We start from the raw sequence: 10743 nt of genomic DNA on the forward strand, positions 1-10743 counted from the left end.
CTGCACAGCCCAGCGCGAGCGCATCGGCTCCCAGAGCGTGGAACAATCGACATCGCTCACCGACGTACCAGTAGCGAGCAGGAGACACAGCACGATGCGAATCGGAGTTCTCACCGCAGGCGGCGACTGCCCTGGCCTGAACGCCGTGATCCGGTCGGTCGTGCACCGCGCCGTCACGCACTACGGCGACGAGGTGCTCGGTTTCGAGGACGGCTACGCGGGACTGCTCGACGGCCGGTACCGCCCGCTCGATCTGAACGCGGTCAGCGGCATCCTCGCCCGTGGCGGCACCATTCTCGGCTCCTCCCGCCTGGAGCGCGACAAGTTCCGCGCGGCCTGCGAGAACGCCAAGCAGCTTGCCGAGGAGATCGGCTTCGACGCCCTCATCCCGATCGGCGGCGAGGGCACGCTGACGGCGGCCCGGATGCTCTCCGACGCGGGCCTGCCGGTCGTCGGCGTACCGAAGACGATCGACAACGACATCTCCTCCACCGACCGCACCTTCGGCTTCGACACCGCCGTCGGCGTCGCCACCGAGGCGATCGACCGGCTCAAGACGACCGCCGAGTCCCATCAGCGCGTCATGGTCGTCGAGGTCATGGGCCGGCACGCGGGCTGGATCGCCCTGGAGTCCGGCATGGCGGGCGGCGCCCACGGCATCTGCCTGCCCGAGCGGCCCTTCGACCCGTCCGACCTGGTCAAGATGGTCGAGGAGCGGTTCTCTCGCGGCAAGAAGTTCGCCGTCATCTGCGTCGCCGAGGGCGCCCACCCGGCCCCCGGAACCATGGACTACGGCACCGGCGAGATCGACCAGTTCGGCCACGAGCGCTTCCAGGGCATCGGCACCGCCCTCGCCTACGAGCTGGAGCGCCGCCTCGGCAAGGAGGCCCGCCCGGTCATCCTCGGCCACGTGCAGCGCGGCGGCACCCCCACCGCGTACGACCGCGTGCTCGCGACCCGGTTCGGCTGGCACGCCATGGAGGCCGTGCACCGCGGCGAGTTCGGCAAGATGACGGCGCTGTACGGCACCGACATCGCGATGGTGCCGCTCGCCGAGGCGGTCACCGAGCTCAAGACGGTCCCGAAGGACCGGATGGACGAGGCGGAGTCGGTCTTCTAGACCACCGGTTCCACGCAGGCCGACCACCGGTCCCGCGCAGGCTACGGATGACGGATCCTGGACCAGAACTCGTCCAGGATCCGCTCCAGGAACAGCCGCCCCGCGTCCCCGGACCGCGGGGACATCCCACCGCCCCAGCTCAGCGTGGCGGCCATCAGCGCCTGGTACTCCAGGTGCATCTCGTGCAGTACGTCCTCCAGCTCGCGGCGCTGCACCGGCACCAGCCGGGCGATCGGCCGCACGGCCCCCTGCCAGCGCGTCCGCGCCGCGCCCCGCAGCAGCTCCGCGAGGTGCGCGTCGCGTCCGGTCACCGTCGCGAGCGCGCGCGGGCTGAGCCGCAGCGTGTCGGCGAGCGCCGCCGACTGCCGGTCGTTGCCCTGCCAGTCGCCCGTCTCCTCCATCCGCAGATACGAGTGGATCTCCAGGCCGACGGAGCGGGCCACGTCCTCCGGGGCGAGCCCCAGCGCGAGCCGGTGCTCGCGCAAGGTCTGCGGCACACCGATGAGTTCGCTCAGCGAGCACCACAGGGCCCCCGCGAGCGCGGTCAGTTCACCGGACGTCGGCGCCGCGTCGCCCCGCTCCCACGCGATGATGACGTCCGGCGTGATGTGCGCGAGCCCGTACGAGGCACGCATTCCGTACGCGACGTGCCCCGGCGCCATCCCGAGCGCTTCGCGCAGGCGCCGGGCGGCGGGGGCGTTGAAGGGTGGTGTCGGCTGGTTGGGCATGGCCTCGTGCTGCACGGCCACAAAGTAGGGGGTCACACGGCGTTTGGCTACAGTCCGCGCTCAACCCTTCACAGCGCCGCCCAGCGCGAAACCGCCGCCGAAGCGCCGCGACACCAGGACGTACAGCAGCACCACGGGCGTCGAGTAGATGATGGAGAACGCGGCGAGCTGCCCGTACACGACGGTGCCCCGGTTGCCGAAGAAGTCGTTGATGCTGACCGAGGCCGGCATCTGGTCGGGGGAGAGCAGCAGCATGAACGGGACGAAGAAGTTCCCCCACATCATCGCGAACGAGTACACGGTGACGACGGCGACGCCGGGCCCCATCAGCGGCAGCACGATCCGCACGAGCCCCTGGAAGGTGTTCGCGCCGTCCGTCCAGGCCGCCTCCTCCAGCTCCTTCGGCACCCCGTCCATGAAGTTCTTCATCAGCCATACGGCGAACGGGAGTTGGGAGGCCGCGAAGAAGTAGATCGTGCCCGCCATGGTGTCGATCAGGTTCACCTGCACGAACAGCGCGTACACCGGGACCATCACCGCCGTGATCGGCAGACAGGTCGCGAACAGCGTCGTCGCGAGGAACGGGTTGTTCAGGCGCGAGCGGTAGCGGGAGAGCGGATACGCGGCGAGCGCGGCGCAGCCGACCGTGAGGGCCGTAGCGGTGCCGCACAGGATCAGCGAGTTGAGCAGCGGTGTGAAGGTGACATCGGGTTTGAGGACGTCGTCGAAATTGCCGAACGTCAGCGCCGAGGGCCACTTCACCCGCAGATTCGCGTCCGCGTCGACCGACGACAGGACGACCCAGGCGAGCGGCAGCGAGAAGGCGAGCGCGACGAGGATCAGCGCCGCGTCCGCCGAGATTCGTCTACGGATTCGGGTCTTCACTCAGTCCTCCGTGCGCAGCAGCCGCATGTACACCAGCGAGAACAGGGAGCCGACCACGAGCAGCAGCAGCGCCACCGCGGTGCCGTAGCCGATCATGCTCTTCTGGAAGGCCTGCTCGTACATGAACAGGGGCAGGGTCTGGCTGTGATTGCCGGGCCCGCCGCGGGTCATCACCCAGATCAGGCCGAAGACCGACAGGGTCTGCAGGGTGTTCAGCATCAGGTTCGTGCCGATGGAGCGGCGGATCATCGGCAGCGTGATGTGCCACAGCCGCTGCCAGGCGTTCGCGCCGTCCACCTCGGCGGACTCGGTGACCTCCGTCGGGATCTCGCGGAGCGCCGCCGAGTACACCAGCATCGAGAAGGCGGTGCCGCGCCACACGTTCGCGAACGACACGGCCAGGATCGGCAGCGTGAACAGCCAGTTCTGGTGCGGGAGTTGGAGCCAGTCGAGGATCGCGTTGAGGGTGCCCTCGCGGCGGAAGAACGCGTACAGCAGAAACCCGGCGACGACCTCCGGCAGCACCCACGCCGTCACCACGACCGCCCCGGTGACCGTCCTGACCGGCTTCGACGCGCGCTGCATCAGCGCCGCGAGCGCGAGCCCCAGGGTGTTCTGGCCGACGATCGACGACAGGAACGTGAAGACGAGCGTCAGCCAGACGGCGTTCAGGAACGCGGGGTCCCTGAACGCCGTCGTGAAGTTGTCGAAGCCGACGAAGGACGACTCCGCCTGCCCGGTCAGTTGCAGGTCGGTGAAGGCGATATAGGCGCAGTACGCGATCGGGCCCGCGAGGAAGAGGGCCATGAGGACGGTCGCCGGGGCGACCGGAACGAGCCGGAGGGCTGTCCTGCGACGGGTGCGGGTGTAGGTGTGGGTACTGGTCACTGTGACGCTCGCTTCTCTCCCAACTCCCTTCCGCCTACGGCTTCTTGACGACCTTCCCGTCCGTCGCCGTCCTCACCTGCTCGTCGTATGTCGACGCCGCCTTGTCGACCGAGGCGTCACCGGTCGTCACCGACTCCATCGCCTCCTGGATCGCCGTCGAGACCTTCGGGTACGCGGGGTAGGCGGGCCGGTAGTGGGTGCTCGCCACCAGATCGGTGAAGAACTTGATGCCGGGCTGCGCCTTCACGTACGCGGGGTCGGCGGCCACGTCCTTGCGCACCGCGATGCCGGAGTTGGCGATGTACCAGCGCTTCGCGTTCTCCTTGGTCTGCATCGTCTTGATGAAGTCGAAGGCGAGGTCGGGATTGGCCGCCTTGGCCGGGACCGCCCAGGTCCAGCCGCCGGACATGGAGACCTTGCCGGGCGCCTGGCCTTCTTGCGTCGGCATGTGGGCGAGGCCGAGTTTCTGCGACCACTCGGGCCACTCGTGCCCGCTGCCCTTGATCCAGTCCTGCGGCAGCCAGGAGCCGTCGAGGTTGATGCCGAGCTTGCCCTCGGGCAGCAGCTCGCCGCGCACCTGGGTGGGGAAGTTCGGGTCGAGGGCATCGGACACGTCGGGGCCGAGCTTCTCCTTGAAGACCGTCCGCACGAAATTCAGGCTGTCCTTGAACGCCTTCGAGCCCGTGACCCACTTGCCCGTGGTCTTGTCGTAGAGCGGGTCCGCAGTCCCGGCGCCGGTCCCGGTCCCGTAGAGGAGCATCTGGAAGCCCTGCATCGTCGACGCCTCGCCGGCCGGCTTTCCCGTGTAGACGTTCAGCGGTGCCACGCCGGGGACCTTCTGCTTGACGGTGCGGGCGGCGTCCAGGACCTCGTCCCAGTTCTTCGGCTGCCAGGGGGTCTTGATGCCGGCCTTGGCGAGGATCGCCTTGTCGTACCAGAGGCCGCGGGTGTCGGTGCCGTCCGGGACGCCGTACGTCTTCCCGTCCCGCGCCTTGGCCGCCGTCTTCGCCGTGTCGATGAACTGACCCCAGTCCGACCACTTGTCGAGATAGGAGTCGAGCGGCTTCAAGTACCCGCTGGCGATATCGGAGTTGATGAGGAAGGTGTCCTCGTAGACGAGGTCCGGGGCCGTCCTCGGCGAGCGGAGCATCTGCTGGAGCTTGGTGTAGTACTCGGCGTCCGGCGCCTTGATCGGGACGAACTCCACCTTCTTGCCGGGGTGCGCCTTCTCGAACTTCTTCTTCATCGCGGCCAGGTAGTCGTCCATGACCTTGACCTTGTTGTCCGTGGACTGCTTGAAGGACACCTTGATGGTGTCCGAGTCGCTTCCGGAGCCGCCGCCGCAGGCGGTGAGCGTCGCGGCGGCCAGCAGGACGGTGGCGGTGAGGAACGGGGCGGTGGGACGCACGGGCACGACCTCCTACGGAGCATCGCGGGCTTCGTTGCCGCGCGGGGCTGCCGTGAAGGTATGAGGGGCGGGGATCAGGGTCAATGGGTGGTGCAAGTTAGGTAAGGCTAAGCTAAGTTAGTCTTCGGGTGGCGTCGCAACGCCCCCATCCGTAAAGGAGATTGACGCAGCATGCCTCGAATCACCCCCAGGATCCGCCGTTCCGCCGCTGTCGCCGTGGCCCTCGTCGCGGGTGCCACGCTCGCCCCGGCGGGCGCCGCGAGCGCCGACACCGGCGCCTCCGCTTCCGCCACGGCCCCCGTCACCAAAGGCCTCTACCAGTCGGCGTACTCGGAGCGGAACCACGCCCTGTGGACCACGTCGGCGGTGGGCCGCCCTCCGGTGACCACGTCCGCGCTCACCAAGCTCGACCCGGTCACGCTGAAGGTCGAGGCGACGTACACGCCGCCGGTCACCGACGCGGCCACCGGAGCCGTCGAGGCGGTCTACGGCATCGCGGTCGACGACGAGCACAACACCGTGTGGGTCACCAACACCCGGAACAACTCGGTCGCCGTCTACAGCCAGCGCGACGGCTCCCACCTCGCCACGCTGCCGAATGTCGCCCACGCCCGCGAGGTCGTGGTGGACGAGCGGCACGACACCGTGTGGGCGAGCGGCTTCGGCGACGGCAGCGTCGTCGGCTTCGACAGCCGTACGTTCGCCGAGAAGAAGCGCGTCACCGTCGAGGGCGCGGGCCCGACCGGCCTCACCGTCAACGAGCGCACCGGCACGGTCTACGCCGCCGACCTCACCAACGACCAGCTGATCGAGGTCACGCGGAAATCCACGAAGCCGCGCCTCATCCCCGCCGGCGACGGCCCGCTCTCGGTGGCCCTCTCGAAGAACGGCCGCACCGCTTACACCGCCGACAACACCGCGGGCACCGTCTCCGTCGTCGACCTGGACAAGGGCCTGGTCACCAAGTCGGTGCCGACGGGCGCGGGCGCGCTGTCCGTGGCGAGCGACGACCGGTCCGGCAAGGTCGTCGCCGTGAACCGCACCGACGCGACCGCCACCGTCGTCGACCCGCGCAAGGGCTCCGTCGTCAAAACGGTGAGCACGGGCGCCAACCCCAACCACGTCGAGATCGCGCGCGGCACGGCGTACGTCGTGGACAAGTCCGGCACGGGCCCGGCGGGCGAGGACACGCTGACGCGGTTCCGCGTCCGCTAGGTCTCCTGGTTCCTTGGCTCCCGGGATCCCTGGTCCCTTGGTCGGCTACTTCCAGGTGTAGACGAGCTCCGGGCGGCCCACCTGACCGTACTGCGGGCTGCGCACGGCCCGCCCGGAGTCGACCAGATGCTCCAGGTACCGGCGGGCCGTGATCCGCGAGATGCCCACCGTCTCCGCGGCGGCCGCCGCCGTCAGGCCCTCGGGCGCCTCCCGCAGCGTGTGCGTGACGCGTTCGAGGGTGGGCGCGCTCAGCCCCTTGGGCAGCGCGGCGGGGGCCGGCGAGCGCAGGGTGGCGATCGCCCGGTCGACCTCGTCCTGCCCGGACGCCTCGCCGGTCGTCGCGCGGTACTCGGCGTAGCGCACCAGACGGTCCCGCAGCGTCGCGAACGTGAACGGCTTCAGCACGTACTGCACGACGCCGAGCGACACCCCCTCCCGGACCACCGTGAGATCGCGCGCGGACGTGACCGCGACGACGTCCGCCTGGTGCCCGGCCGCGCGCAGTGAGCGGGCGAGCGAGAGACCGTGGCCGTCCGGCAGGTGCAGGTCGAGGAGGAGCAGGTCCACGGGGTTGCGGTCCAGGAACCGCCTGGCCTGCGCCGCCGAGTGCACCTTGCCCACGGCCGTGAAACCGGGAACCCGCCCGACGTACAACGCGTGCGCGTCCGCGGCAACGGGGTCGTCCTCGACGACGAGAACCCGAATGGTGCGGTCTACGTCACTCATGGGGTTCCTTTTCCAATCCAGCCTCGCCGGCGTTTGAGGCGCGGGGTGCGGGGGGGGGGCCCCCGGGCCCCCGCCCCCGCGGGGGGGGGGGGCGCGGGGGGCGCCCCCCCCCCCCCGGCGGGGGGGGCCGCGGGGGGGGGGGGGGCCCCGGGGGCCCCCCCCCGCACCCCGCTGCTCAATCGCCGCAGGGGCTGGATTTGCAGGGGCTTGATGTGGCTCAGCCGCCGCAATGGGCACTCGCACCGTGAACTCCGCCCCGCCCTGCGCCGAGCCGTCGAGCTCCAACACCCCACCACACCGGGCCAACGCCTGCCGCACGAGGGCCAGGCCCAAGCCTCGCCCACCCGTCCCCGACGCCTTAGTCGACCACCCCCGCTCGAAGACGGAGTCGACATGCGCGGGGTCGACCCCCGGCCCGGTGTCCGAGACCCGCAACAACAGGACGTCGTCGTCGGTCCGCGCGGTCACCGTGACCCGCGCCCCGGGCGACCCCTGCGCCGCGTCCACCGCATTGTCGACGAGGTTCCCGAGCACCGTGACCAGGTCACGCGCGGGCAGTACCTGCGGCAGCAGCCCGTCGTCGATCCTGGTGTCGGCCGACACCACCAGCTCCACCCCGTGCTCATTGGCCTGCGCCGCCTTGCCGAGGAGCAGCGCGGCCAGCACCGGCTCGTGCACCGCGCCCACGACCTGGTCGGTCAGCGCCTGCGCCAGCTCCAGCTCGGCGGTCGCGAAGTCCACCGCCTCGTCCGCCCGGTCCAGCTCGATCAGCGAGACGACCGTGTGCAACCGGTTCGCCGCCTCGTGCGCCTGCGACCTGAGCGCCCGCGTGAACCCCCGCTCGGAATCCAGCTCGCCCATCACCGCCTGCAGCTCGGTGTGATCGCGCAGCGTCACGACGGTGCCGCGCCGGTCGCCGCTCGCCACCGGAGACGTATTGACGACGACGACCCGGTCGAGCGTCAGATGCACCTCGTCGACCCGCGGCTCGGCGGCGAGCAGCGCACCGGTGAGCGGCGCGGGCAGCCCGAGCTCGGCGACGGACCGCCCCACGACGTCCTCCCCCTCCGCGACGCCGAGCAGCACGCGCGCCCCGTCGTTGATGAGGGCGACCCGCCGCTGCCCGTCCAGCATCACGAGTCCCTCGCGGACAGCGTGCAGCGCGGCCTGGTGATAGGCGTGCATCCGGCTCAGCTCGGTGGCGTTCATCCCGTGCGTGTGCCGACGTAGACGGGCGTTTATGACGTACGTACCAATGCCGCCGAGCACCAGCGCGGCGAGCGCGACCCCCGCGACGGCGAGCACCTGCCCCCGCGCCTGAGCGGTGATGACATCGACCGTGATCCCGGCGCTGACCAGCCCGACGATCCGGTGCCTGCCCTCGTCGTACACGGGCGTGACCACCCGCACCGAGGACCCGAGCGTCCCCGTGTACGTCTCCGAGAACGTGTGCCCCTTCAAAGCGGGCCCGATGTGCCCGAGGTAGCGCTCCCCGATCTGCCGCTCGTCGGGATGCGTCCAGCGGATCCCGTCCGGATCCATGATCGTCACGAAGTCGACGCCGGTGTGCCGCTGCACCTCACGCGCGTACGGCTGCAACAGCCCGGTCGGATCCGCCGCGCCCGAGGCCGCCTCGCGCACGGACGGCGCGTCGGCGACGGCGCGCGCCGTCGCCGTGGCCTGGCGCCGCGCGCTGTTCTCCGCCTGCCCCCGGTCACTGACGTACGTGAACAGCGCGCACCCCGCCACCACGAGGGCCACCAGCACGACCTGCATCGCGAAGAGCTGGCCCGCCAGGCTGCGGGGACGGGGGAGACGCATGCGGAACAGTCTGCCTCTTCGTATAAGCACGAACTAAATGAACGGAAGGGTGACGGTCCTCACCGGGGGGAGAGATAGTCGCCAGGATTCGCAGGACGTGAGCCGCACGGACTGGGACTGATACGCCGAAGCCGTCGTTCAGGAGGAACCGTGGCCGAGACCGAGACCGCGAAGCCCGCCCCGCCAGCGAAGCGGGACCGTACCCACTATCTCTACATCGCCGTGATCGTGGCCGTGCTGCTCGGTATCGCAGTCGGCTTCGCGGCACCCGACTTCGCCAAGGAACTCAAGCCCATCGGCACGGGCTTCGTGAACCTCATCAAGATGATGATCTCGCCCATCATCTTCTGCACGATCGTCCTCGGCGTCGGCTCCGTCCGGAAGGCCGCGAAGATCGGCAAGGTCGGCGGCCTCGCCCTCGGCTACTTCATGGTGATGTCGGTCGTGGCCCTCGCCATCGGCCTGGTCGTCGGCAACTTCCTGCACCCCGGCGACGGCATGCACCTCACCGAGGCGGTGAAGGGCGCCGGCCACACCGCGGCCGAAGAGGCCAACGAGGGCCCCGTCGACTTCCTCCTCGGCATCATCCCCACCACCATGGTCTCGGCCTTCACCGGTGACTCGGTCCTCCAGACCCTGCTGATCGCGCTGCTCGTCGGCTTCGCGCTCCAGGCCATGGGCCGCTCCGGCGAGCCGGTCCTGCGGGGCATCGAGCACATCCAGAAGCTCGTCTTCCGCGTCCTCGGCATGATCATGTGGGCCGCCCCGGTCGGTGCCTTCGGCGCGATGGCCGCGGTCATCGGAGAAACGGGCCTCGACGCACTCAAGGCCCTCGCCACGATCATGGTCGGCTTCTACGTCACCTGCGCCCTGTTCGTCGGCATCGTGCTCGCGGCGATCATGCGCCTGGCGACGGGCTTCAACATCTTCATGCTGCTGAAGTACCTGGGCCGGGAGTTCCTCCTGATCCTCTCGACGTCCTCGTCGGAGTCGGCCCTGCCGCGCCTGATCGCGAAGATGGAGCACCTGGGCGTGAGCCGCCCGGTCGTCGGCATCACCGTCCCGACCGGATACTCCTTCAACCTCGACGGCACCATGATCTACCTGACCATGGCGTCCATCTTCATCTCCGACGCCATGGACCAGCCGATGTCCGTCGGCCAGCAGATCGGTCTGCTCCTCTTCATGATGATCGCGTCGAAGGGCGCGGCGGGCGTCTCCGGCTCCGGTGTCGCCGTCCTCGCCTCGGGCCTCCAGTCCCACAAGCCCGGCCTGGTCGACGGCGTCGGCCTGATCATCGGCATCGACCGCTTCATGAGCGAGGCCCGCGCCCTCACCAACTTCGCGGGCAACGCGGTGGCTACGTTGCTCATCGGCACGTGGACCGGAGAGGTCGACCGGGACCGTGTGAAGCGGGTCCTCGCCGGCGACCTGCCCTTCGACGAGCGCACACTGCTCGACTCCGGCCACACCTCGGACTCCTCCGACTCCGACTCCGACTCGGACGTTCCGACGCCGCGCGACGGCGGGGCTAAGGAGCCGGTCGGAGCCTGATCCCTCGGCGTCTCCGTAGGGCGGGGCCTGGTGCGATGCGTCGCGCCGGGCCCCGCTTTTGTGCCGCAGGGGCAGGTGGCGTAGAGTCCTTCGAGTTGCCCACAGGGCGGCACCCCCCAACCACATGCACGATCTCCCGGACCGGGATTCTATTCGGCGTGCCCGAATTCAATTCCGAACCCCCGATTAGCTCGGGGGCCGGGAATCCGCTAAAGTTTGGAACGTCGGAACGGCCCAACAGTCGCGAAGACAAGCCCTACTGACTGGGAATCAGGCCCGAAAGGATCTGATAGAGTCGGACTCGCCGAAAGGCCGGAAAGCGAAGAGAAAGACCAGCAGGACCCCGAGGAAATCGGCCGGTGAAACGGTCTGATAGAGTCGGAAACGCAAGAACAGCA

Annotated in this window: 8 protein-coding genes and 1 pseudogene; 3 read left to right on the plus strand and 6 right to left on the minus strand. The window is 69.6% G+C overall.

All coding sequences use genetic code 11. The annotated features are described in order from the left end of the window. The first annotated feature begins 94 nt into the window (after positions 1–94). Positions 95–1120 carry a 6-phosphofructokinase gene (locus ACIRHA_RS27610; protein ID WP_351342879.1) on the plus strand — a complete coding sequence of 342 codons (1026 nt, stop codon included), beginning with the start codon at positions 95–97 and terminating at the stop codon, positions 1118–1120. A 41-nt stretch (positions 1121–1161) separates the two neighbouring features. Here the strand turns inward: ACIRHA_RS27610 and ACIRHA_RS27615 are convergent, their stop codons facing one another. Genes ACIRHA_RS27615 through ACIRHA_RS27630 form a run of 4 tightly spaced genes read right to left on the minus strand, consistent with a single transcriptional unit; the run spans position 1162 to position 5029 of the window. Beyond that, positions 1162–1848 (minus strand): helix-turn-helix domain-containing protein, encoded by a 687-nt coding sequence (locus tag ACIRHA_RS27615; RefSeq protein ID WP_403851181.1) that lies wholly within the window; start codon positions 1846–1848, stop codon positions 1162–1164. 60 nt (positions 1849–1908) lie between these two features. Next, the gene (locus ACIRHA_RS27620) at positions 1909–2733 is read right to left on the minus strand and encodes a carbohydrate ABC transporter permease (RefSeq protein ID WP_403851111.1); all 825 of its coding nucleotides are present in this window, start codon (positions 2731–2733) and stop codon (positions 1909–1911) included. After that, on the minus strand, positions 2734–3621 hold the full coding sequence (locus tag ACIRHA_RS27625) for a carbohydrate ABC transporter permease (protein WP_403851113.1): 888 nt from the start codon (positions 3619–3621) through the stop codon (positions 2734–2736). 34 nt (positions 3622–3655) lie between these two features. Beyond that, the gene (locus ACIRHA_RS27630; protein WP_403851115.1) at positions 3656–5029 is read right to left on the minus strand and encodes an ABC transporter substrate-binding protein; all 1374 of its coding nucleotides are present in this window, start codon (positions 5027–5029) and stop codon (positions 3656–3658) included. 171 nt (positions 5030–5200) lie between these two features. On the opposite strand from ACIRHA_RS27630, the gene ACIRHA_RS27635 reads away from it, so the two are divergent. Beyond that, positions 5201–6244: a YncE family protein gene (locus ACIRHA_RS27635; RefSeq protein ID WP_403851118.1), complete on the plus strand. Its 1044-nt coding sequence runs from the start codon at positions 5201–5203 to the stop codon at positions 6242–6244. Positions 6245–6289: 45 nt separating this feature from the next. On the opposite strand, the gene ACIRHA_RS27640 is transcribed toward ACIRHA_RS27635, so the two are convergent. Together ACIRHA_RS27640 and ACIRHA_RS27645 are read right to left on the minus strand one after the other, a co-directional pair. After that, positions 6290–6970, minus strand: a complete 681-nt coding sequence (locus ACIRHA_RS27640) for a response regulator (RefSeq protein WP_403851184.1) — start codon at positions 6968–6970, stop codon at positions 6290–6292. 93 nt (positions 6971–7063) lie between these two features. Next, a pseudogene (locus tag ACIRHA_RS27645) lies at positions 7064–8791 on the minus strand (ATP-binding protein); the annotation flags it as partial. A gap of 150 nt (positions 8792–8941) precedes the next feature. On the opposite strand from ACIRHA_RS27645, the gene ACIRHA_RS27650 reads away from it, so the two are divergent. After that, positions 8942–10345, plus strand: a complete 1404-nt coding sequence (locus tag ACIRHA_RS27650; RefSeq protein WP_403851120.1) for a cation:dicarboxylate symporter family transporter — start codon at positions 8942–8944, stop codon at positions 10343–10345. Positions 10346–10743: the final 398 nt, after the last annotated feature.

It is taken from the genome of Streptomyces sp. NPDC102360 (genome assembly GCF_044766085.1).
Classification (GTDB): Bacteria; Actinomycetota; Actinomycetes; order Streptomycetales; family Streptomycetaceae; genus Streptomyces.